Source organism: Microvirga arabica (assembly GCF_016811235.1).
Lineage (GTDB): Bacteria > Pseudomonadota > Alphaproteobacteria > Rhizobiales > Beijerinckiaceae > Microvirga > Microvirga arabica.
In genome coordinates this window covers 1-22,772 of the sequence record NZ_JAFBID010000067.1, presented here as the reverse complement: position 1 = coordinate 22,772, position 22,772 = coordinate 1, and the positions used below count along the sequence as shown (strand labels likewise).

Here is a 22,772-nt window from a genome sequence, read left to right as displayed (position 1 = left end):
CTCAACACGGCATCCGCCCGAACGGATTGACGGGGCGTTCGGGATCGCAAGGATAACCCTTTGACCCGTCTCGCAGGAGAACGACAGTGAACAGCCCCTCCCCCGTGCTGTCGATCAAGAACCTCTCCATCGGCCTGCCCGCCCTGGCTGACCGGCAGCACGCGATCAGGAATCTGTCGCTCTCCATCAATCCGGGCGAGACCCTGTGCGTGGTGGGCGAATCCGGCTCCGGCAAGTCCATGACCGCCATGGCGACCATCGGCCTGCTGCCGGGGGGCGTCCAGGTCCTGTCGGGCTCGATCAGGCTGGCTGGGCGCGATCTCCTCGGCCTCGACGAAACAGGTTGGTGCGATGTTCGCGGCCGGGAGGTCGGGACAGTGTTTCAGGAGCCCATGACCTCCCTGAACCCAGTCATGCGGGTGGCGGACCAGATTTCGGAGACCTTCCGGGCTCATGGGCTGCTCACGCCTGCCGAGCGGGACAGGCGCGTCCTCGATCTCCTCAGCGAAGTGCACCTGCCCCATCCGGAGCTGATCGCCAAAGCCTATCCGCACGAGCTTTCCGGCGGCCAGCGCCAACGGGTGATGATCGCCATGGCGCTGGCGCTCGAGCCGAAGCTCCTCATCGCCGACGAGCCGACCACGGCGCTCGATGTGACCACACAGGCCCAGGTGCTCAAGCTCATCGACAACCTGCGCCGCAAGATGGGCACAGCGGTGCTCTTCATCACCCATGATTTCGGCGTGGTGGCCGAGATCGCCGACCGGGTTGCGGTGCTGCAGCAGGGCGAGCTCGTCGAGGAAGGAACTGTCGAAGAGGTGCTCACCCGCCCGCAGCACGCTTACACCAAGCGCCTTCTCGCAGCTGTCCCCTCCCTGAAGCCCCCTGCTCCTAAAGAGCTTGCAGGCGAACCCATCGCTCTGAAGGTTGACGCTCTCACCAAGACCTATGGCGGACGCGGCTTTTTCCGCAAAGGCCGCGAAGTCCAAGCGGCCGATGCGGTGAGCTTCGATATCCGTCGCGGTGAGACGCTCGGGCTTGTCGGCGAATCCGGCTCCGGCAAGTCGACAGTTGGGCGCTGCGTGCTGCGGCTGATCGAGCCCGACGGCGGCGCCATCACCATCGGCGATCTCAACTTCGGAGCCCTGTCCCAGCGCGACCTGCGCCCCTATCGCCGCAAGATCCAGATGGTGTTTCAGGACCCGTTCGCCTCCCTCAATCCGCGCCGCACCGTCGGGCGCATCATCGCCGAGGGGCCGGTCACGCAGGGAACGGATCCGGCCAAGGCTCTCGATGATGCACGCATCCTGCTGGAGAAGGTCGGGCTCCCGGCCCAGGCTATCGAACGGTATCCGCACGAGTTCTCCGGCGGCCAGCGCCAGCGCATCGGCATCGCCCGCGCGCTCGCCATGCGGCCCGACGTGCTGGTGGCGGATGAGGCCGTCTCGGCCCTCGACGTGTCGGTTCAGGCCGAGATTCTGAAGCTGCTGAAGGGCCTGCAAGCAGAGTTCGGCCTTGCCATTCTGTTCATCACCCACGACCTGAGGGTTGCCGCCCAGATCTGCGACCGCGTGGCTGTTATGCAAAAAGGTCGGATTGTGGAAATGGCCGAAACCGCGCAACTCTTTGCCGATCCGCGGGATGCCTATACCCGCCAGCTCCTGGCCGCCGTGCCGGGCATGCATACGATGATTTAGGGAGACGACACCCGTGAATGATCAGGTCAGCGCGTCAGTCGCGCCCAACATGGTGTTCCAGAATTTCATCGGCGGGCGCGACCGCCCCGCCTCTGACGGCATGACGCTCGATGTGTTCTCACCCGTCGACGGCACGCTCTTCGCCCGCATTGCCTCTGGTACGCCTCATGACATCGACGAGGCCGTGAAAGCTGCCCGTGAAGCACTCGACGGCGCATGGGGCAAGCTGACGGCGACCGAGCGCGGGCGCCTGCTCATGAAGCTCGCCACCGCGGTCGAAGCCCATGCAGACGAACTCGCGCTTCTGGAAAGCCGCGACAATGGCAAGCCCCTGCGCCAGTCCCGCGCCGATGCCATCGCGCTCGCCCGCTATTTCGAATTCTACGGCAGCGCCGCCGACAAGCTGCATGGCGACGTGATCCCCTATCTCAACACGCACTTCATCGGTGTCGAGCGGGTGCCGCATGGGGTGACGGGGCATATCGTGCCCTGGAACTACCCGATGCAGATTTTCGGCCGCTCGGTCGGCGCGGCGCTTGCTGCCGGCAACGCCACCGTGGTGAAGCCTGCCGAGGACGCCTCGCTGACGATCCTGCGCGTGTCGGCGCTTGCCCAGGAGGTCGGCCTCCCGGATGGCGCACTCAACGTGGTGACGGGTCTCGGCCGCACGGCGGGCGCGGCGCTCGCCGGTCATGCCGGCATCGACTTCCTGTCCTTCACCGGCAGCCCCGAGACGGGCACGGCGGTCCAGGTGGCGGCGGCGCAGAACCATGTGGGCGTCACCCTCGAACTCGGCGGCAAGTCGGCCCAGGTGGTGTTCGACGACGCGGATCTGGAGCGCGCGCTCCCCACCCTCGTCAACGCCATCATCCAGAACGGCGGCCAGACCTGCTCGGCCGGCAGCCGCCTGCTGATTCAGCGCGGCATCTTCCAGGATGTGGTCGATGCGGTTTCCGAGCGTTTCCGGACCTTGCGCGCCGGACATCCCGAGCATGAGCCCGACCTCGGCCCCATGATCAACCAGGCGCAGCAGCGCCGTGTCCTCAGCTACCTGGAGCGCGGGCGCAACGAGGGTCTTGCCATCGTGGGCGAAGGCGTGGTGGCGCTCGATGCGCCTCCCGGCGGCTATTACGTGGCGCCGATCTTCCTGGCCCCCGTTCCGCATGAGAGTATCCTGACCCAGGAAGAGGTCTTCGGACCGGTGCTGGTGGCAACGCCCTTCGAGGACGAGGCGGAGGCGATCCGTCTCGCGAACGGCACGCAATACGGCCTTGCGGCAGGCGTCTGGAGCCGGGACGGGATGCGCTCCACCCGCGTCGCCCGTGCCATGCGCGCAGGTCAGGTCTTCGTGAACTGCTACGGGGCCGGCGGCGGGATCGAGCTGCCCTTCGGCGGCTTCGGCCGCTCAGGCCATGGACGCGAGAAGGGCTTCGAGGGCCTGATCGAGTTCACCACGACCCGCACGCTGGTCATCGCGCACGGATAAATCAACACGTTTCAATCAGGGGAAGAACGCATGAATCGCCTTGAAGGCAAGGTGGCGCTGGTCACGGGCGCCGGCTCAGGTTTTGGTCTGGGTATCGCTGAAACATTCGCCCGCGAAGGCGCCAAAGTCGCTATCATCGACATCAACGAGGCGGCGGCCAAGAGCGCGGCGGAGACAATCGGCGCTTCCGCCATCGGATTGGCCGCCGACGTGTCGAAGGCCGCCGACGTGAATGCGGCGGTGGAGCAGACCGTCTCCGCCTTCGGCAAGCTCGACATCGTGGTCAATAATGCCGGCATCAGCCATCGCAACCGGCCGATGCTGGAGGTCGAGGAGGACGAGTTCGACCGGGTCTTCGCGGTGAACGTGAAGTCGATCTACCTCTTCGCCAAGGCGGCCGTGCCGCTCATGCAGAATCAGGGCAGCGGGGTGTTCATCAATGTGGGCTCCACGGCGGGCCTGCGCCCGCGCCCCGGCCTCACCTGGTACAACAGCACCAAGGGCGCCGTGCACACCATGACCAAATCCATGGCCGTGGAGCTCGCCCCCAGCCGGATCCGCGTCTGCGCGCTGGCCCCCGTGGCCGGCGAGACGCTGCTGCTCGCCACCTTCATGGGCGAGGACACGCCCCAGAAGCGCGAGCTCTTCGTCAACTCGATTCCCCTCGGCCGCTTCTCCACCCCGCAGGACATTGCCAACGCGGCCCTCTACTTGGCCTCCGACGAAGCCAGCATGATCACCGGCGTGGTGCTGGAGGTCGATGGCGGGCGGTGTATTTAAGGCCAGCAAGAACCTCTACGTCATCACCGGCCCTGTGCCGGTGATATCGATTTGAAACGAAACGCCCTGTCATTCCGGGCTCGGCTCTGATGAGCCGCCCCGGAATGACAGAGAGCCCTCCATCAGCCCTTGGACCATTCGAACGGCAGCGGCGCCTCCTTGAAGGCGAAGCGGTCGAGATGTGAGGCGACCACGCCCTTCATCCGCTGCAAGGTCTCGTCGTCCGACGCTTCGACCGAGACCATCAGGGCGTCGGATTCGGCCCTCATGGTGGCGACGGCGCTCGGGAAGCGCACGATGCCCTCATTCCCGGAGAGCTGAACGTCCAGCTTGTGGCTCCAGTGCTTGCAGAGCTGCTGCAGATATCGGGCACCGTTCGCAGTGGGCACCCGTGCCGTTTCAAGAGCCATGTCAAAGCCTTTCCGTGCCGCTGAAGCCGGTTGAAGGGGCTGGCCTCACGCATGTGTCGACAAAGCTGCTTAGGATCCTGCCCGCCTGAAGTTAAGTGAACAATCGGTGATGACGCTCTTCCATCCGGCGCCATCCTGCGTAAGCTGAGGCGAATGCGACCTGTCGCAGCCCATACCGGATGGAGTTCACGCCCGATGACGAAGCGCCTTCTGACCGCCGCCCTACTCCTCTCCGTCAGCGTCATCCCGGCTTTTGCCGCCAAGACCTCTCTGGTGGTGGGCATGCCCATTGAGCCCCCGGGCCTCGACCCGACGGTTGCCGCCCCCGTGGCCATCCGCGAGGTCACCCTGGCCAATCTGTACGAGGGTCTGGTGCGGATCGACCGGAACGGCAAGGTGCAGCCGCTGCTGGCCAAGAGCTGGGAGGTCTCGCCGGACGGGCTGACCTATACCTTCCGCCTTCAGGACGGCGTGAAGTTCCATGATGGCACGGCCTTCGATTCGGCCGACGTGAAGTTCGCCTTCGACCGGGCTCGCGACCCCAAGTCGACCAATGCCCAGAAGCAGATCTTCGCGCCCATCGACACCATCGAGACGCCCGATCCCGCCACGGTGGTGATCAAGCTGAAGAACCCGTCGGGCAACTTCCTCACCTATCTGGGCTGGGGCGATGCGGTTATCGTGGCGCCGGAGACGGCCGCCAGCAACGCGGCGAATCCAGTCGGCACCGGGCCGTTCAAGTTCAAGTCCTGGACCCGCGGCGACCGGGTGGAGCTGACGAAGAATCCCGACTATTGGCAGAAGGACAAGGTGAAGCTCGACACCGTGACCTTCCGCTTCATCAGCGACGCGCAGGCGCAGGTGGCGGCCCTGCGCGCCGGCGACGTGGATGCGTTCCCCAATCTCGGCGCACCCGAACTCTTCGCCGAGTTCCAGAAGGACAGCCGCTTCAAGGCGGTCGCCGGCAACACCGAGGGCGAGACGGTCGCCGGCATGAACAATGCCAAGAAGCCGTTCGACGACGTGCGCGTGCGCCGCGCGCTGATGCATGCCATCGATCGCAAGACGCTGATCGAGGGCGCCTATTCCGGCTTCGGCACCCCCATCGGCAGCTTCTTCTCGCCGAACCACCCGGCCTATGTGGACATGACCGGCGCCGTTCCCTACGACGTGGAGAAGGCAAAGGCGCTGTTGAAGGAAGCCGGTCACGGCAACGGCCTCTCCATCACCATCAAGGCGCCGCAGATGGCCTATGCCAGCCGCTCGGCCGAGTTGATCTCGGCCATGCTCGCCGAGGTGGGCGTGGAGCTGAAGATCGTCCCCACCGAATTCCCGGCCAAGTGGATCGAGGAGGTGTTCAAGAACAAGGATTACGACGTCACCATCGTGTCCCACACGGAGCCGCTCGACATCGATATCTTCGCCCGCGACAGCTACTACTTCAATTACAAGAACGACACCTTCAAGCAGCTGATCGCGGACGCTGCCAAGACCACGGACGAGAAGGCACGCTTCGAGAAATACGCTCAGGCGCAGAAGATCCTCGCCGAGGATGTTCCGGCCCTCTTCCTGTTCCAGCTGCCGAAGCTCGGCGTGTGGAACGCGAAGGTCAAAGGCCTGTGGGAGAACTCGCCGATTCCGGTGAACGACGTGACGGAAGTATCGTGGACGGAGTAAGACGCGCCTATGATCTCACGCCGCCGCCTTTGACACCCTCCGTCATCCCCGGACTTGTTCCGGGGATCCACATTTTTACCCCGCTCAGAGACGGGGATGGCCGGGACAAGCCCGGCCATGACGGAAAGGCTTCACTGGGTCGACCATCCCCTAACCGCGCTCCTACCCACGAGGGAGAGGGGAACGGGACAACCTGAACTCATGCTCCGCCTCATCCTTTCCCGCCTGATCTCGCTCGTCGTGACGCTGCTGTTCGTGTCGCTGGCGATCTTCCTGATCCTGGAGGTTCTCCCGGGCGATCCTGCGGCCATCATGCTCGGCACCGCCGCGCGGGAGGATACGCTGGCCGCGCTGCGCCAGGAGCTCGGGCTCGACCGGCCGGCGCTGCTGCGTTACCTGCAATGGATCGGCGGGATCCTCCAGGGCGATCTAGGCACGTCGATCACATACAAGATGCCGGTCTCGACGCTGGTGGCCGAGCGCATGAACGTGACGCTGCCCCTGAGCCTGCTCGCTATCCTCATCTCCACGGCCCTTGCCCTGCCGCTCGGCGTCGCGGCCGCCGCCCGGCGCGATGGACCAGTGGACAGGGCCGTGCTCGTGTTCAGCCAGCTCGGTGTCGCGGTGCCGAATTTCTGGATCGGCCTTCTGTTCATCCTGTTCTTCTCCACCTGGCTCGGCTGGTTCCCGGCCGGCGGGTTTCCCGGCTGGAATGCCGGCATCGGGCCTGCCCTGCAGGCGCTTCTCCTGCCCGCCGTCGCCCTCGCCCTGCCCCAGGCCGCCGTGCTGACGCGGGTGACGCGCTCGGCCACCCTCGAAGTCATCGGCGCCGATTTCGTGCGCACTGCCCGCGCCAAGGGCGTTGACAAGGGCTCGACCCTGCGCCGCCACGTGGTGCCGAACGCACTCATTCCCGTGACGACGATCCTCGGATTGCAGCTCTCGTTCTTCTTCGGCGGCGCGATCCTGGTGGAGAACGTGTTCAACCTGCCCGGCCTCGGGCGCCTCGCCTATCAGGCGCTCAACCAGCGCGACCTCGTGGTGATCAAGGACATCGTGCTGATCTTCTCCGGACTCGTCATCGTGGTGAACTTCATCGTCGATGTCGGCTACGCGATCCTCGATCCGCGCCTGAGGAGCCGCGCATGACGAAGCGCTCCCGCATTCGGCTGAACTCCGCACTGGTCGTCGGCGGCATTCTGACAATGCTGCTCGTCGTCACCGCCCTTGTGTCGCTCGTCTGGACGCCGGAGGTGCCGACCCGCGTGCGTGTGGTCATGCGCCTGAAAGGCCCTGGAGAGGTCGGGCTTCTCGGGACCGATCATTTCGGCCGCGATGTCGCCTCGCTGCTCATGGTCGGCGCCTGGAACTCCCTCGCCATCGCCTGGCCTGCGGTTCTGCTGGGTGCCGCCATCGGCACTGCCATCGGCTGCGCGGCAGCAGCGTGGAAAGGCATCGCGGACGAGATCGCCATGCGCGTGTCCGATGTGGTCTTCGCCTTTCCGGCGGTTTTGTCCGCTATCATGATCGGCGCACTTGTGGGGTCGGGACCGCTCGCCGCTATCCTGGCGATTGCGGTGTTCAACATCCCGGTCTTCGCCCGCGTCACCCGCGGCGTCGCGCTCCAGGTCTGGACGCTCGATTACATTGCGGCGGCGCGCGCCATCGGCAAGCATCCCCTGCGCATCACCTGGGAAGACGTGATGCCGAACATCGCCGGCGCTCTGATCGTGCAGGTCACGATCCAGCTCGCACTCGCAATCCTGACCGAAGCCGGCCTGAGCTATTTGGGCCTCGGCGTGCGCCCGCCGAACCCGAGCTGGGGTCGGATGCTCAGCGATGCGCAGACCTATCTCTCGCAAGCGCCTCATCTTGCCATCGCGCCGGGCATCGCCATCGCCCTCTCGGTGTTGGGCCTGAATCTTTTGGGCGATGGGTTGCGCGACGCGTTGGATCCGACGCTGAAGGGTCGTGGCGCGACTGCATAAGACAGTTTCTTAACAAGCACACACCTCATCCTGAGGAGGTCGCTGAGCGACCGTCTCGAAGGAGCTTCCAGTGGTCTCTGGATCCTCCTTCGAGACGCAGCCTCATGGGCTGCTCCTCAGGATGAGGACTGAATTTTGGAAGCCGCTTTAGGCCGCCTTGCTCATGCCCTTCTGCACATCGGCGAGTATCTCATACGAGCGCAACCGCTTCCCATGATCGTAGATCGCCGAAGCGACGATGATCTCGTCCGCGCCGGTCTCGGCGATGAAGCCCTCAAGCCCCTCCCGCACGGTCTTCGCTGAACCGACGAAGGAGCAGGAGAGCATATTCATGGCCTGGGCCTTCTCGTGCGGCGTCCAGTAGTTCTCGATATCGTCGATGGGCGGCTGGAGCTTGCCGCGCGTCCCGCGGAACATGTTGGTGAAGGCCTGCTGCGCGGAGGTGAAGAGGCGCTTCGCCTCCTCGTCGGTATCCGCCGCGATCACGTTGACGCCGACCATGGCATAGGGCCGATCGAACTGGGCGGAGGGCTGGAAGCGCTCGCGATAGGCCTGCAGCGCCTGGATCAGGGCGCCCGGGGCGAAATGCGACGCGAAGGCGTAGGGCAGGCCCAACATCGCCGCGAGCTGCGCACCGAACAGGCTGGAGCCCAGAATCCAGATCGGCACGTTGGAGCCCGCTCCCGGCACCGCCTGGATCACTTGGTCCGGCTGCACGGGCCCGAGCAGCGCCTGCAGTTCGAGCACATCCTGCGGGAAGGTATCGGCGGCAGCTGGATCCCGGCGCAGGGCCCGGAGCGTCCGCTGATCGGTGCCCGGTGCCCGACCGACTCCGAGATCGATGCGGCCCGTATAGAGCGCATCGAGAGTGCCGAACTGCTCGGCGATCACCAGGGGCGAATGGTTCGGCAGCATGATACCGCCGGCTCCGACGCGGATCGTCCTCGTGCCCCCGGCCACGTGGCCGATCGCTACGCTCGTCGCAGCGCTGGCGATGCCCACCATGTTGTGGTGCTCGGCGAGCCAGAACCGGGTGTAGCCCCATTTCTCGGCATGCTGTGCCAGATCGAGGGAATTCCGCAGGGCATCCGACGGCGTGAAGCCCTCAGGAATATGCGCGAGATCGAGAACGGAGATAGGAGGCATGGGCAATCTTTCTGGTGCGGTTCAAGGCCGAACAAGGGTGATCATGAGATCATCATTCAAGGCCTCGGATGCAACCCGTGAAGCCTCCCGCTTAGGGCACACCAGCCCTGCAAGCAAAAACCCGGCGCTTGTGGCGCCGGGTTTGCGATGGCTTAATCGACCGGATATCAGCCGCGCGTACGGGCGCGGATCATGTAGGTGTCGAAGGCGTATTCAGCCACTTGGAACCAGAGATATTCCTCGTTGCGGAAAGCGCGAAGCGAGTCGATCAGCTTCTTGAAGTCCGCGTTCTGGGCCGAAATTTCCGCATAGACCTCGTTGGTTGCCTTGAAGGCGGCATCGAGGATTTCTGCGGAGAATGGACGCAGCTGCGCACCGGCACCCACGAGGCTGCGGAGTGCCGCCGGGTTCTTGGCATCGTACTTGGCCAACATATCCTGGTTCGCCGCCATGGCGGCGGATTCCACGATGGCCTTGTAGTGCTTCGGCAAGGATTCCCACTTTTCCTTGTTGAACAGGAAGTGCAGCGTCAGGCCGCCCTCCCAGAAGCCCGGATAGTAGTAGTACGGCGCGACCTTCTGGAAGCCGAGCTTCTCGTCGTCGTAGGGGCCGATCCACTCGGCGGCGTCGATGGTGCCGCGCTCGAGGGACGGATAGATGTCGCCACCGGCTACCTGCTGCGGAATCACCCCGAGCTTCGCCATGACCTGACCGGCAATGCCGGCAATGCGCATCTTGAGGCCCTGCAGGTCCTGAACGGTCTTGATCTCCTTGCGGAACCAGCCGCCCATCTGGGTACCCGTGTTGCCGCCCGGCAGAGCATAGAGGTTGTGCTTGGCCATGAACTCGTTCACGAGGCCGATGCCGCCGCCATGATACTGCCAAGCATTGAGCTGGCGGGCATTCAGCGTGAACGGCACCGCCGCAGCGGCCGCGAAGGTCGGATCCTTGCCGACGTAATAATAGGCGGCCGTGTGGGCCATCTCGACCGTGCCGGAGCTGACGGCGTCGGCGGCCTGGAAGGTGCCGACGATCTCGCCTGCGGAGAATGGCTGGATCTGGAACTTGCCCTCAGTCGCCTCGGACACGTACTTCGCCAGGAAGTCGGCGCCGCCATAGATCGTGTCGAGGGATTTCGGGAAGCCCGATGTCAGGCGCCAGCGGATCTCCGGATTGGATTGGGCGATGGCTGGCTTGGCGATGGCACCGGCTGCAAGGCCTGCACCGGCGGTGGCGAGAAAGTTGCGGCGTTTCATGATTGCCTACTCCTGTTCGGGGGCATGTCGCGCTTTGAAGGAGGCCCGGTACAAGGGATCGACGATCCTCAGTAAAGTCAGACTAAAGTTTTAGTTTTGATGTCCCACGCGCGGCGGCTTCCGGCGAGCCAATCACCGGCCTTCCTGATGGTTCCAGACTAAGTTATTGATAAGCTTCACACACTCTCAGCGGGCCGCTCGATCTACCGGGTGTAAGCGAGCCGATGACTGCTGCGAGCTATGAGATCAGCGCAGAAGGATGCAAGCGAGCGTGCACACGAAGCATGAGTTCCGATCTCCTTCCGGCATTATTCGTCGCGAGGTGAGACGCCCGGCTCAAGGATCGACAGGCGAGAGCGCGAGCAATCGATCTCGGCCACGACCCCGTAGGGCAGCGTCGCGATGGGATCGGTGTGGCCGAAGTCGAGTTCGGCCAGAACCGGCAGATGCTGGAGGCCAGCCTCGTTCAGGGCGCGCAGGACCGACCTCTCCTGTTCCTGACGGTAAGCCTCGTCCGTCTGCCCGCCGGGCCGCCCGAGAACGACTCCGGACAGACGATGCAGGATGCCCTGCGCTGCGAAGTTGCGCAGCCAGCGGAGAACCTGTGTGGCCGCCGGCGCCTCCTCGGAGGTTTCGTAGAACAGGATGGCACCATTCCAGTATTCCGCAGGTGGCCACCAGTCGGAGCCTTTCAGCATCTCCAGCACTTCGGCGCAGCCGCCGATCAGGTGCCCCTGGACAGTGCCCGTTCCCTGCAGGGTTCGCGGACCGGTGGAGGGTGTCAGCTTGCGACGCTTCTTCTGGTTCGCGGGATCCTTCCAGGGCAGATGCTCGACAGTCCACCCGTCTCCATTCGGCTCGATCTCGCCAATGGGAGCCGTTTCGAAGACAGCCTTGCGCAGGAAGGTTTCCGCGTAAGCGTGCATGCCGCCATTCTCGGCAAATCCCGACATGATCGTCGGGCCGTAGAAAGAGCAGAGACCAGCCTTCAAGCAGCCGAAATGCAGGACTGTCGGATCAGAGTATCCGAGAAACACCTTTGGGTTGCACGCGATCACGTCGAGATCGATGTGCGGGATCAGGCGGATCGCATCGTCACCACCGATGCTCGCGATGATGCCTCGAATCGAAGGATCGGCAAAAGCGGCGTTGATGTCCTCAGCTCGTGCTTTGGGGTTCCTGTCGAGCCAATCCGCTTCGCTTAGCGCGTGAGGCATCTCGACGGGCACAAGCCCAAACGCATCGGCCACATAGCGTTTGCCGGCCTCGTAGCGATGCGGGAAAACCGCCGGTCCGCCCCAGCTCGTCGACACGATGGCGACGCGATCACCCGGCCGAAGGGCCTGAGGTTTGACGAGAGGTCTCTGCCACCAACGATCCGCCATGACGTCTCCTGCAAAGCGAACGTTCTATTCTTCGCAGATCACGGGCGCAAAGAAAACGGCGCCGCTTGCACGGCGCCGTCCTATTGGTCGATGAAGGCTTGAGATTTAGAAGTCCATGCCGCCGGCAGGCATGGCCGGAGCGGTTTCCTTCTTCGGCTTCTCGGCGATCATGGCCTCGGTGGTGATGAGGAGGCCAGCCACCGATGCAGCGTCCTCAAGGGCGACACGCACGACCTTCGCCGGGTCGATGATGCCGAACTTGTAGAGGTCGCCATACTGGCCGGTCTGGGCATTCCAGCCGGCCGCGTAGTCAGCGGCCTCGGCCACCTTGCCGACGATCACGGAGCCATCCTCGCCCGCGTTGATGGCAATCTGGCGGGCAGGAGCCTGGAGGGCGCGGCGCACGATCTCGACGCCGGTCTTCTGGTCGTCGTTGGCGGGCTTCACCGTATCGAGCGCCTTGAATGCCCGCAGCAGGGCCACGCCGCCGCCGGGCAGGATGCCTTCCTCGACGGCCGCCTTTGTGGCGTGCATGGCGTCATCGACGCGGTCCTTCTTCTCCTTCACCTCGACCTCGGTCGCACCGCCGACGCGGATCACCGCGACGCCGCCTGCGAGCTTGGCCAGACGCTCCTGCAGCTTCTCGCGGTCGTAGTCGGAGGTGGTCTCCTCGATCTGCGCCTTGATCTGGCCGACGCGGGCCTCGATGTCGCGCTTATCGCCGGCACCATCCACGATGGTGGTGTTCTCCTTCTCGATCACCACCTTCTTGGCGCGGCCGAGCATGTTGAGCGTCACGTTCTCGAGCTTGATCCCGAGATCCTCGGAGACGACCTGGCCCTTGGTGAGAACCGCGATGTCCTCGAGCATGGCCTTGCGGCGGTCGCCGAAGCCAGGCGCCTTGACGGCCGCGATCTTCAGGCCGCCGCGCAGCTTGTTCACAACGAGGGTAGCGAGCGCCTCGCCCTCAACGTCCTCGGCAATGATCAGCAGCGGCTTGCCGGTCTGCACCACGGCTTCCAGCACGGGCAGCATGGCCTGCAAGCCCGAGAGCTTCTTCTCGTGGATGAGGATATAGGGATCCTCCAGCTCCACGCGCATCTTTTCGGCGTTGGTGATGAAGTATGGCGAGAGATAGCCGCGGTCGAACTGCATGCCCTCGACGACCTCAAGCTCGGTCTCGAGCGACTTCGCCTCCTCGACAGTGATGACACCCTCGTTGCCGACCTTCTGCATGGCTTCCGCCAGCATGCGGCCGACATCCGCATCGCCGTTCGCCGAGATGGTGCCGACCTGGGCGATCTCGTCGTTGGACGTGACCTTCTTGGCGTTCTTCTTAAGATCAGCCACCACGGCCTCGACGGCAAGGTCGATGCCGCGCTTGAGGTCCATGGGGTTCATGCCGGCGGCAACCGCCTTGGCGCCTTCCTTCACGATGGCCTGGGCGAGAACGGTGGCCGTCGTCGTGCCGTCGCCGGCACGGTCGTTTTGCTTCGACGCGACCTCGCGCACCATCTGGGCGCCCATGTTTTCGAACTTGTCGGAGAGCTCGATTTCTTTCGCGACGGTGACGCCGTCCTTGGTAATGCGCGGAGCACCGAAGCTCTTCTCGATCACCACGTTGCGACCCTTGGGGCCGAGCGTGACCTTCACCGCGTCGGCGAGGATATCGACGCCGCGCAGCATCTTGTCGCGAGCGTCCAAGGCGAATTTGACTTCCTTAGCAGCCATTGTTCGTCACTCCTGATGAGACGTAACGATGTGTGACTCTCAAATGATGGATTGGCCTTAGGCGGCCTTCTTCTGGACGGCGGACTGCTCCAGCACGCCCATGATGTCGCTCTCCTTCATGATCAGGAGATCCTGGCCGTCGATCTTGACCTCGGTGCCGGACCACTTGCCGAAGAGCACCGTGTCGCCGACCTGAACGTCGAGGGGCACAAGCTGGCCCTGCTCGTTGCGGGCGCCCGGGCCAACGGCGATCACCTCGCCCTGCTGGGGCTTTTCCTTGGCCGTGTCGGGGATGATGATGCCGCCTGCGGTCTTCTCTTCCGCATCGATGCGGCGGACCACGATCCGGTCATGCAAAGGACGGAACTTCATGAAGCTTCCTCCAATGATATCAGTCTGTTAACTGCCTCAAGCGGAGCCGTTCGGGCCTCCGCGGCCGATGATTTGGTTGAAGGATCTTCATCGTTCAAGAGGGGGGCTGAAAAATTTTTGGCACCGGCGGGAACCGAGCGCCAGAGGCGCGAACAAAGGCGCGCTGGCGACGAAACTGGGAACATCAAAGAGCGAGCACCTGTCGGCCCGCAGCGTGAGCTGCGAGCCTGTGGGTGTGTTGAGGGTGGCGTTTAGGGCAGCCCGGCTCGATGTGTGGTGTGGAAGGTGAGAGCCAAGCTGCTCGTCACGCGCGGTTTGTTTCAGCGGACCTGGAACAAGCCAGGATCGCGACCTCCTCAGGATGAGGATGGAGAAGCGGAACCCAGAAAGACGTAGATCCCCGGACCAAGTCCGGGGATGACGCAGAGGGTGTCGGGACAAGTGGGTGTCATTCCCGGCCGGAGCTAAAGCGGAGGGGAAGGGAATCTATGGCACTGCGCGTGCGGGTAGATCCCCTTCCCGCACTGCGTGCGCCGGGATGACAGCAGCCACCTACTCATCTCCTCGCCTTCAATAATGCGGCGGTGGGGGCTCGGGCGCGCGCGGACCGGCGTTGTCCTCGACCTCCTGCACCCTGTCCAGCACCTCGTTCAGTTGCCGCCTGAGCGCCTCGATCTTCTTCCACTGGTCAATGACCGTCTGATTCAGGTCCTCGATCACCTGGTCCTGATAGGCGACGCGCACCTCCAGGGCTTCGAGTCGGGCATTGACGGCATCAGGATCGGTCATCGGTCGACTCCCCTGCCTCCACGAGACCGTGACCCAGGGCCACCCGCTCGTCGAACACGAAGCACTCGCCCTTCCACCGGCTCTCGGCCTCCGGCACGTCTTCCAGGTATTTGAGGATGCCGCCCTTGAGGTGGAAGACCTCCTCGAAACCCTGGTTCAGCATGTAGGCGCTGGCCTTCTCGCACCGGATGCCGCCCGTGCAGAACATGGCGACCTTCCGGTGCTTGGCCGGATCGAGCTCGTTCTTCACGAAATCCTTGAACGCGCTGAAGCGCTTGATCCGGGGATCGACGGCGCCCTCGAAGGTGCCCATTTCGACCTCGAAATCGTTCCGCGTGTCGAGAAGCACAATGCCGGGCTCCTCCAGCAGCCTGTTCCACTCGGCCGGCGACACATAGGTGCCGACGCGGCGCAAGGGGTCGGTCTGCGGATCACCGAGGGTCACGATCTCTTTTTTCAGCCGCACCTTCATGCGCTTGAACGGCATCTCGGCCGCTGAGGAGAACTTCAGCTCCAGGTTGTCGAGGCGGCCTTGGAAAAGCGGCCCCTCCCGCAGCTCCGCCATCAGGGCATTGATGCCCTCCTCGGTTCCAGACACAGTGCCGTTGATCCCCTCATGGGCGAGCAGCAGCGTGCCCCTGATCCCGAGATCGAGGCATAGCGCGTGAAGCGGGTCCTTGAGTTCCCGAAAATCGGGCAGCGGAACGAACTGATAGAGAGCGGAAACCTTGTACGTCATGGCGGCTGTTTATCAGGAGCAGTGCGAAGGGAAAACCCGCTTGAACCTGTCCGCAGTGTCGCCGTTGATGGGCGGCTTCATGGATCCCCTTCCCTCGCCTTCGGCTTGGCTTGAGGATGATAGTGGTTGTCATTCCCGGCCGGAGCGCAGCGGAGGGGAAAGGAATCCACCCGCACCCACTGGCGCTATGGATACCCCTCCCCAATCAAACCTTCGGCCAGGGCCGCCTGTCCGGGCACATCTCTTCCCAGGCCTGGGAGAGCCGCAGAACGCCCACATCGTCGAAGCGGCGGCCGATGATCTGGAGGCCGATGGGCAGGCCCGCTTTCGTGAAGCCGGCATTCACGGAGGATGCCGGCTGGTCCGACATGTTGAAGGCGACCGTGTAGCCGATATGCTCGAAGGGCTCTTCCGGGTTGTGGATCGGCGAGGCGAGCTCCGCCGGATAGGCCACGCAAGGAGCGACCGGGGAGATCACGAAATCGAAGCGATGCGTGGCGGCCACCGCCGCGTGGCGCATCACCATCATCTGGTTCATCCCGCTATAAACTTCCGAACCCGTCAGATTCTTGCCCCCTTCGGCCCATTGCCGGATGTAGGGCAGAATCTTAGCCCGCTCGTCCTCGCTCAGGGGAGCCATGTCGGTCCAGGCGCGCTGGCGCCAGAAATCGTCGAGACCGTCGAGCATCTCGCGGGTGATGAAGGCAGGCACCGCCTCGATGACGGCGCCCGCGCTGCCTAAGAGTTGCGCCGCCCGCTCGACCGTGGCGCGGATTTCCGGATCGACGGGCATGCCGATGCCAGCCTCCATCATGACGCCGATCCTCAGGCCCTTGATGTCGACGTTCAGATCGAGCCACGGCAGGTCCTGATAAGGCAGGCTCATGGGATCGCGGTGGTCGGGGCGCGTGAGGCTCGTCATCATGAGCGCGGCATCTCGCACCGTCCGCGTCATCGGCCCTGCCACACGGCCGTAATAGGTCGGATCGATGGGAATGCGGCCGAAGCTCGGTTTAAGGCCGAACACGCCGCACCAGGAGGCCGGCAGGCGGATCGAGCCGCCGATATCGGTGCCGATATGGAACGGCCCATAGCCTGCGGCAGCGGCAGCGCCCGCACCCGCCGAACTGCCGCCGGGATTTTTCGAGAGATCCCAAGGATTGCGCGTGAGCGGATGGAAGCTGGAGAGGCCCGACGAGAGCATGCCGTAGTCGGGCATCGTGGTCTTGGCGAGAATGACCACGCCGTCCTCGCGCAGCCGCGCCGCCGAAGGCGCATCGTCGGTGGCGGGGACGAGCGGGCGGGCGGCGGTGCCGAGCGGCACCGGCGTTCCCTTGGTGGCGATGTTCTCCTTGATCGTCGCCGGAATCCCGTCGAGCGCTCTCGCCTCGCCGCGCATCCAGCGCCGCTCCGACTCCCTGGCGGCGTTTAAGGATGTCTCAGGATCGAAAGCGTACAGCGCCTGAAGCTTCGGCTCGCATGCTTCGACGCGTGCAATGACGGCCTTCGTTACATCGACAGGAGATAATGTCTTGCGGGCATAGGCTTCGAGGAGCTGGAAGGCCGACCAGTCGGCGAGATCCGCAGACGTATCCCGAGGCGTGTGATGTGCCGACGATTGCGTGCTCAAATCAGAATTCTCCCGCTCGCGGATTCGACCGTCAGCCATGCTGAAGCGATCGTTGCGACCGGTAAACCTGTTTTATCGCATCTCCATGCATGGTCCCATGAAGCCAGTGCAGGGCATGCCGGCAAGGATTACTCCCAACCGCCTTCTCCTGCTCTTCGGGGATATTCCTTTCGTTCGGACGGCACAAAGCTGGGCCGATGCGGTTTGTCTGGCAGGCATGCACGAGCTTAAAGCCAAGGTAACTTTTTCGAGAGGCGGCGGAATAAGAAGCGCCGTTGCCTGTTCATAAGCAGGAGGAGCAATTACTCAGCCAGCAGTTGTGTTATTATAATCCTGTAGAGATGCCCGATTTCCTCTCGGGGAAGACAGCACAGCATGGTGACACCTTGCCATGAAGGATGGTTCCAAGGCGACCCTTCACCGACGCAACCGGCTCCTCGCCGCCTTGGAGCCAGAAGACCTCTCTTGGCTCGAGCCTTACCTCGAGATCGTCGATCTGCCCCGGGGCAAGGTTCTCTTCGAGACAGGCGAACCGATCAGGCACACCTACTTTCCCCATGACGGAGTCGTTTCCCTTGTGACGGTCCTTCAGAGCGGCGGGTCTGTCGAAATGGCCGTCTTCGGTCGGGAGGGCGCCCTTGGATTTGTCAGCGCTCTCGTCACGCGTCAGTCGTTCGGCCGCTATATCACCCAAATCCCCGGAACGGCGTCGCGCGTTCCCCTGGAGAGATTGAACGAGGGCGTGGCGGAGAGGCCGAAGCTGCGGCATGCCATGTTCCGCTTCACCGAGGCATTCCTGGCCCAGACGCTGCAGACCGTTGCCTGCAATGCCGTCCACAGCGTCGAAGCCCGGTGCTGCCGCTCCATCCTGACCACGCGGGATCGCACCGATCGGGATGAGGTCCCCCTCACCCACGAAGTGCTGGCCGAGATGCTGGGCGTTCAGCGCTCCTCGGTCAGCAGCGTCACGAGCGCTTTGCAGAGAGCCGGTCTCATCGTTCAGGGAAGAGGCACGATCCGAATCACAGATCGGCAAGGCCTCGAAGCGACGGCATGCGAATGCTACCGCGCCATCTGCGACAGCTTCGACAGGCTCCTGCCGGGCGCGCTCAGATGCGATTGATGGGATCGGAGTGCCCGTCATGTCCGGAAAGGCACTCAGGTTTTCGAATGAAATCGATTTCTTCCTGACTTGTGTCGGGTTCCCAACAGACGAGGTAACTCTGGCTTAGTACCTTCTGAAGCTATTAACGCAAAGTTAATACGAGGAAGACTATGGATGATACTAAGTTTCATAAAGAAGAAAACAATAACGGGGCTCACCACCCAAGAATCTACTCACCGGCCTTCCAGCCGTTGCTGCAATCTCTTCTGGCGACCCTAGCCGATCTCGACTTCGACTACGAGAAGGAGCGGGAGAAGCTCAGCAGCATGGCACCAGACACCAATATCAGGATCCGTGCTCTCGAGAAGCTAAGAAACCGGCATCGCGAACGCCGCGAACCCTACATCCAGCAGCTCGCCGTCCTGCAGAAGCGCATGATGGAGCTGAGAGCCTGATCCGTTTGGATCCAACCCGAATCCGTTCGGCGCATCCTCAGCCAAACGCCAAATTTGAACAAACCGAACTTGAATAAAAAGAATTCTCCTGGGGCTAAGGCACTCGATGAACAGGTCACACGGGTGTCGTCACAAGACCTGAGCACATCACACATGCTCAAGCGGGATTGTAGCCAATGACAGAGGAAGAGATTGAGGTCGTTGCGGAAGAACTGGCCAAGATCGGGGGCGTCACCTGGTATCCGGGCCGGGAAAGGGGAACCCTGATGAGAGTCGTCTGCGATCGTTACCGGGATCGCGCCAGGGTGGCTATCGAAGCACTGGAACGGCACCGGGCAGTCCGACAGGCGAACGTGTCCCAGGACAACGAGAAACCCGCGACCCTGTCGACGATCAGCGCGCCGGTCTCCTTGGCCAATGATGACATCCGGCCAGGAGCGACCGTGATCTACCGCCCTCCCGGAGATCGCAGGGCCTATCCCTGCCGCGTGGTCGAGATCAAGGGCAACCGCGCCTATCTCGCGCCCATTCTCCGGGCCTGCACGGAGTGGGTCTCCATCGAGCACCTCATGCCCTCGCGGACGGACAATGTCGTGACTCAGGACTGAGCGGCAAACCGGTGGATCCGGAACCGGGAGATGTCGCTCGCCGATGTCTTGCCCATAGCCAGGTCCGCCAGCACCTCGCCGATCACGCTCGCGAACTTGAAGCCATGTCCCGAGCACGGCGACGCCAGGACGATCCGCGGATCGACAGGCGAGAGATCAATCACGAAATCCTCGTCCGGCGTACGGGTATACATGCAGGCGCGCATCTGCCGGAGGGGGCCGTTCGCATCCGGCATCGCCAGCTTCAGCATCCGCCGGATCTGCGCCTCGTCAGCGGGACCGCCATCCTGCGCCAGGTCGCCGGCCGCCGCCAGCACCGCTCCTTCCCGATGGGAGGCTGTCTTGACCCCGGTGCCGGCGAAATCCGGAAAGCCGTAGCAGGCATCGTCCTCGGATTCGAGCAGGAAGACCGGGCAGCGATCCGGCGTGAAGAGCGAGGGCTCGAGCGGCGAGAACCAGCCGAGCACCTGACGGGTGATCTTGAGATGCGGCTTCAGCGCGGGCGCGAAATCGCCGATCCACGCGCCGGTCGCAACGATCACGGATCCAGCCTCGATCACCCCCGCGTCCGTCCGCACGCGGATCCCTGAGCCGAGTGGCTCGATGCCCAGAACACGCGTGGTCATGCGCGTTTGCGCGCCATGCTTCTCGGCCAGTCGCACGAACGACCGGATCGCCAGTTCCGGCCGCAGGAACCCGCCTTCGGGTTGGAACAGGCCGGTCCAGTGCGACGGAACCTTGAAGCCGGGAAAACGCCGGGCGATATCGGCCGCGCCCAACACGTCATGGGTCAGGCCATGCTGCCTTGAGGCCTCCAGAGAGCCGCTTACGATGGACGACCCCGGATAGCCTGCTTCGAGAACGCCCGTGACGGTCAGGATCGTCTCGCCGGAAAGGCTCTCCAGTTCGCGCCACTTCTCCAGGGCCCGGCGCACGAGGGGCACATAGGAGGGATGCTCGAAATAGGACAAGCGGATGATCCTGCTCTCGCCGTGCGACGATCCTCTGTCGTGGCCCGGTTCGAACTGCTCGATGCCGATGACGCGCTGACCCTGCCGAGCGAGGTTGAACAGAGCGGCGCTGCCCATGGCCCCAAGCCCAATCACCGCCACATCGCATGTCGTCATCGGATTCCCTTCACCGCCCGGGAGCGCCGGCATCACGGCCGTATACCGCCAGGTAACGTAAACCCTTCTGCGCCCCTTCCAACCGGGTTTCAATCCATCGCCCGGAGTGCTCCGCAGAAAATGACCGCCCGGAGGGAAGGAACCCTTTCGGGGCGGTTGCGATTCCCTGTCCATTCAACACGGAGGAACGATATGAGCCGCGGCTTTCCATCCATGACAGCGCTTCTGGGCCTTCTGGCCGTTGCCGGATTCCAGAACAGGGACAAACTCGCCGAGATGCTCGGTGGCGCCTCAGGCAACCGGACCGGCTTGCCTGGTGGAGCGGGCCAGCAGCCGGGCGGAATGGGCGGCCTCGGTGGGCTCCTGGGCGGTGGAGGCCTGGGCGGGCTTCTGGGTGGCCTGGGGGGCAGCTCAAGCCCCGGCGGGCTGGTGAGCGGCGGCCTGGGCGAACTGGTCAACAGCTTCCGCCAGAACGGCCAGGGCGATGTGGTCGATTCCTGGGTGAGCACCGGCCCCAACAAGGAGGTTGCGCCGGACCAGCTGGAACGCGCCATCGATCCCGAAGTGCTCGCGACGCTGACGCAACAGACCGGCCTTTCGCGAGAGGAGCTTCTGTCGCGCCTGTCGCGGGAGCTGCCAAAGGCGGTGGATCAGTACACCCCCAACGGGCGCGTTCCGAACCATCAGGAATTCTAAGGCAACCTGCAGCCCGCATCATGCGCCGTTCAGGCCCGCGCTCCCGGTTCGAAGCCGGGGGCGCAGTGACCCGGCCGCTTGGTCAACCGCACCGGCTTGCACGAGCGGTCACGTCGTCGGCAAACAGCCTGTCACACCCGATCGTTAAGAAGTCTATCCTTTTGTCCTGGTGGCTACCCCTATCGTTTTCTTTCCCCTGCTCGCGGATCGGATAGGCTCTTCCGACTTCGTCACAGGACGAAGTGGGGGAGAATCTGATGCATACGGATCGGTTTGTCGTCTTCAAGTTCCAAGGCGAGTGGCTGGTCACCTACGCGGACCGAAAGCAGACGGCATTTGCGACACGTGAAGACGCAGAGCGCTCCGCCTTCGATGCCGCCGACATGCTCGCATCCAGCGGCCATGCCGTGTCCGTGCTCATCATCCCCGACGAAGCGGAAGGCTCCGCCCCGCCTCCTGACGAGGGCGAACGCAGAACGAGCTTGAACTGACCCGAGGCGTTCCACCGCCCGCCACCAACCCTGGGGATAAGAGGGCCTTTGGGCTCCTGCTTCCTCGCCGAGGCCAGCCTGCCGCAAGCTTGGGCATTCAGTTGCCACAATTGCATGGCCAAAAGCCAGGGTTGTCCTGATTGTTCATTGGAGAGGATTGTGATTGCAGCCTACGATCTCGACGAGATGGTCGACCTCCTTGCGCTCAATCGCCCCTTTGAGGGCCCTGTCGGCCCAACCATGGCGAGCAAGGTCGCGACACTGCCTCTTCGGGAAGCGGTTGCCCTGGTTGTCGAGGATTGGGCCGATGACAAGTTCAGGCAGCTGACCGCTGTCATCGTTAGGCCCTCAGGACCCGCGATCCGAGGCCTCCAAGAGATCAGGGATCTTCACGCAAAAGCAGAGTCTGCCCCCACGTCCTGACCGGCCGAACCTCGCCCGGCACGATGATTTTGGACCTTGACGAAAGCACCCTGTTCGCGTCTATTGCGCCACCTGCGAAGCGGGATCTTGATCCTGCCTTTTCGCCTGGAGACGTGGCCGAGCGGCTGAAGGCACTCGTTTGCTAAATGAGCATACCCCAAAAGGGTATCGAGGGTTCGAATCCCTCCGTCTCCGCCATCATTTTCTCGTAAGATGCTGATATCATTGCGAAATATGGTGGCCAGCAAAACGCTTCCCCATCTTCTTCCCCACCTTTGCTTCTGGCTTGACTATTGAACCACTGCACCCGCCACGTCAGGATCCTGTGTTCCTGAGGTCCTTATAAGTGGGCGGCGCTCTCAGGTTTCACACCAACTCAGCCTAACCGTGACCTTAAGCCGGGAACTCTGCCGAAGCTCCGCTGTTGTCTTGACCCAAAGAACAGGGGAACGCTCATGAGCCTGCAGAACGCCACCTATCGAGGGACGGCTCGCCATCGTGCCGAGGACGACCTCTTCCACTATGACCGGTCCAGGTCTCCCAAACCCACCGACTGTGATACAGGGTTGTCGAGCACCAAAGCCTCGGCTCGGCATTGGGTGGTCAGCATGCGTCCGCGCTGGCTGGTCAATCAGGCTCAGCCGCTCGTCCGCCCGCGCTCCGAGGGCTGACTATTTAGGCCACCTTGGATTGCCATCACCTGCCGCTAGAGCATCGGACGCTTACACGGACGCATAGCCAGCGGCCTTGAGGAAGTTCCAACATTCTTGCGGCTCAAACA

The 22,772-nt window shown here is 63.4% G+C and carries 23 protein-coding genes and 1 tRNA gene; 14 read left to right on the top strand and 10 right to left on the bottom strand.

What is annotated here, in order from left to right; all coding sequences use genetic code 11:
• The first annotated feature begins 86 nt into the window (after window positions 1-86).
• The 3 genes from JQC81_RS24565 to JQC81_RS24555 are packed head-to-tail and all read left to right on the top strand — an operon-like array spanning window position 87 to window position 3,963.
• Window positions 87-1,697 (top strand): ABC transporter ATP-binding protein, encoded by a 1,611-nt coding sequence (locus tag JQC81_RS24565; protein ID WP_203274433.1) that lies wholly within the window; start codon window positions 87-89, stop codon window positions 1,695-1,697.
• Window positions 1,698-1,710: 13 nt separating this feature from the next.
• The gene (locus JQC81_RS24560) at window positions 1,711-3,183 is read left to right on the top strand and encodes an aldehyde dehydrogenase family protein (RefSeq protein WP_376772449.1); all 1,473 of its coding nucleotides are present in this window, start codon (window positions 1,711-1,713) and stop codon (window positions 3,181-3,183) included.
• A gap of 30 nt (window positions 3,184-3,213) precedes the next feature.
• Window positions 3,214-3,963 carry an SDR family oxidoreductase gene (locus tag JQC81_RS24555; RefSeq protein ID WP_203274432.1) on the top strand — a complete coding sequence of 250 codons (750 nt, stop codon included), beginning with the start codon at window positions 3,214-3,216 and terminating at the stop codon, window positions 3,961-3,963.
• Window positions 3,964-4,085: 122 nt separating this feature from the next.
• Here JQC81_RS24555 and JQC81_RS24550 read toward each other — a convergent pair whose 3' ends face one another.
• On the bottom strand, window positions 4,086-4,373 hold the full coding sequence (locus JQC81_RS24550; protein WP_203274431.1) for a DUF2218 domain-containing protein: 288 nt from the start codon (window positions 4,371-4,373) through the stop codon (window positions 4,086-4,088).
• Between the two features lie 195 nt (window positions 4,374-4,568).
• On the opposite strand from JQC81_RS24550, the gene JQC81_RS24545 reads away from it, so the two are divergent.
• The 3 genes from JQC81_RS24545 to JQC81_RS24535 all read left to right on the top strand — a co-directional run bounded on the left by JQC81_RS24545 (window position 4,569) and on the right by JQC81_RS24535 (window position 8,038).
• Window positions 4,569-6,050, top strand: coding sequence for an ABC transporter substrate-binding protein (locus JQC81_RS24545; RefSeq protein WP_203274430.1), 1,482 nt, complete (start codon window positions 4,569-4,571; stop codon window positions 6,048-6,050).
• A gap of 201 nt (window positions 6,051-6,251) precedes the next feature.
• Entirely contained in the window at window positions 6,252-7,199 is a 948-nt protein-coding gene (locus tag JQC81_RS24540; protein WP_203274429.1) for an ABC transporter permease, read from the top strand.
• The gene (locus JQC81_RS24535) at window positions 7,196-8,038 is read left to right on the top strand and encodes an ABC transporter permease (protein ID WP_203274428.1); all 843 of its coding nucleotides are present in this window, start codon (window positions 7,196-7,198) and stop codon (window positions 8,036-8,038) included. Before JQC81_RS24540 ends, JQC81_RS24535 begins: the two co-directional genes overlap by 4 nt.
• Before the next feature lie 147 nt (window positions 8,039-8,185).
• On the opposite strand, the gene JQC81_RS24530 is transcribed toward JQC81_RS24535, so the two are convergent.
• The 8 genes from JQC81_RS24530 to JQC81_RS24495 all read right to left on the bottom strand — a co-directional run bounded on the left by JQC81_RS24530 (window position 8,186) and on the right by JQC81_RS24495 (window position 17,125).
• The gene (locus tag JQC81_RS24530) at window positions 8,186-9,184 is read right to left on the bottom strand and encodes an LLM class flavin-dependent oxidoreductase (RefSeq protein ID WP_203274427.1); all 999 of its coding nucleotides are present in this window, start codon (window positions 9,182-9,184) and stop codon (window positions 8,186-8,188) included.
• 167 nt (window positions 9,185-9,351) lie between these two features.
• The gene (locus JQC81_RS24525) at window positions 9,352-10,440 is read right to left on the bottom strand and encodes a TRAP transporter substrate-binding protein (protein WP_203274426.1); all 1,089 of its coding nucleotides are present in this window, start codon (window positions 10,438-10,440) and stop codon (window positions 9,352-9,354) included.
• Between the two features lie 308 nt (window positions 10,441-10,748).
• Window positions 10,749-11,825 (bottom strand): S66 family peptidase, encoded by a 1,077-nt coding sequence (locus JQC81_RS24520; protein WP_203274425.1) that lies wholly within the window; start codon window positions 11,823-11,825, stop codon window positions 10,749-10,751.
• Between the two features lie 105 nt (window positions 11,826-11,930).
• On the bottom strand, window positions 11,931-13,556 hold the full coding sequence (gene groL / locus JQC81_RS24515) for a chaperonin GroEL (protein WP_203274424.1): 1,626 nt from the start codon (window positions 13,554-13,556) through the stop codon (window positions 11,931-11,933).
• Between the two features lie 57 nt (window positions 13,557-13,613).
• Window positions 13,614-13,928 carry a co-chaperone GroES gene (gene groES, locus JQC81_RS24510; RefSeq protein ID WP_203274423.1) on the bottom strand — a complete coding sequence of 105 codons (315 nt, stop codon included), beginning with the start codon at window positions 13,926-13,928 and terminating at the stop codon, window positions 13,614-13,616.
• Between the two features lie 570 nt (window positions 13,929-14,498).
• Window positions 14,499-14,717, bottom strand: a complete 219-nt coding sequence (locus JQC81_RS24505; RefSeq protein ID WP_203274422.1) for a SlyX family protein — start codon at window positions 14,715-14,717, stop codon at window positions 14,499-14,501.
• Complete coding sequence (gene trhO / locus JQC81_RS24500; protein WP_203274421.1) at window positions 14,704-15,456, bottom strand: oxygen-dependent tRNA uridine(34) hydroxylase TrhO; 753 nt, start codon at window positions 15,454-15,456, stop codon at window positions 14,704-14,706. Before trhO ends, JQC81_RS24505 begins: the two co-directional genes overlap by 14 nt.
• Window positions 15,457-15,661: 205 nt before the next feature.
• The gene (locus tag JQC81_RS24495) at window positions 15,662-17,125 is read right to left on the bottom strand and encodes an amidase (protein WP_203274420.1); all 1,464 of its coding nucleotides are present in this window, start codon (window positions 17,123-17,125) and stop codon (window positions 15,662-15,664) included.
• A 352-nt stretch (window positions 17,126-17,477) separates the two neighbouring features.
• Between JQC81_RS24495 and JQC81_RS24490 the strand changes: the two genes are divergently transcribed.
• The 3 genes from JQC81_RS24490 to JQC81_RS24480 all read left to right on the top strand — a co-directional run bounded on the left by JQC81_RS24490 (window position 17,478) and on the right by JQC81_RS24480 (window position 19,254).
• Window positions 17,478-18,209: a Crp/Fnr family transcriptional regulator gene (locus JQC81_RS24490; protein WP_203274419.1), complete on the top strand. Its 732-nt coding sequence runs from the start codon at window positions 17,478-17,480 to the stop codon at window positions 18,207-18,209.
• A gap of 152 nt (window positions 18,210-18,361) precedes the next feature.
• Complete coding sequence (locus JQC81_RS24485; RefSeq protein ID WP_203274418.1) at window positions 18,362-18,646, top strand: hypothetical protein; 285 nt, start codon at window positions 18,362-18,364, stop codon at window positions 18,644-18,646.
• A 176-nt stretch (window positions 18,647-18,822) separates the two neighbouring features.
• The gene (locus JQC81_RS24480; protein WP_203274417.1) at window positions 18,823-19,254 is read left to right on the top strand and encodes a hypothetical protein; all 432 of its coding nucleotides are present in this window, start codon (window positions 18,823-18,825) and stop codon (window positions 19,252-19,254) included.
• On the opposite strand, the gene solA is transcribed toward JQC81_RS24480, so the two are convergent.
• Window positions 19,245-20,381 carry an N-methyl-L-tryptophan oxidase gene (solA, locus tag JQC81_RS24475; protein WP_203274416.1) on the bottom strand — a complete coding sequence of 379 codons (1,137 nt, stop codon included), beginning with the start codon at window positions 20,379-20,381 and terminating at the stop codon, window positions 19,245-19,247. The genes JQC81_RS24480 and solA overlap by 10 nt on opposite strands.
• A 192-nt stretch (window positions 20,382-20,573) precedes the next feature.
• Between solA and JQC81_RS24470 the strand changes: the two genes are divergently transcribed.
• From JQC81_RS24470 to JQC81_RS24450, 5 genes are all read left to right on the top strand, one after another.
• On the top strand, window positions 20,574-21,077 hold the full coding sequence (locus JQC81_RS24470) for a YidB family protein (RefSeq protein WP_203274415.1): 504 nt from the start codon (window positions 20,574-20,576) through the stop codon (window positions 21,075-21,077).
• 257 nt (window positions 21,078-21,334) lie between these two features.
• A complete protein-coding gene (locus tag JQC81_RS24465; RefSeq protein WP_203274414.1) occupies window positions 21,335-21,568 on the top strand; it encodes a hypothetical protein in 234 nt (77 codons plus the stop codon).
• 159 nt (window positions 21,569-21,727) lie between these two features.
• Complete coding sequence (locus tag JQC81_RS24460) at window positions 21,728-21,991, top strand: hypothetical protein (protein WP_312887577.1); 264 nt, start codon at window positions 21,728-21,730, stop codon at window positions 21,989-21,991.
• A gap of 107 nt (window positions 21,992-22,098) precedes the next feature.
• Window positions 22,099-22,189: transfer RNA gene (locus JQC81_RS24455), tRNA-Ser, on the top strand.
• A 257-nt stretch (window positions 22,190-22,446) separates the two neighbouring features.
• Window positions 22,447-22,662, top strand: a complete 216-nt coding sequence (locus JQC81_RS24450; protein WP_203274412.1) for a hypothetical protein — start codon at window positions 22,447-22,449, stop codon at window positions 22,660-22,662.
• Window positions 22,663-22,772 lie beyond the last annotated feature (110 nt).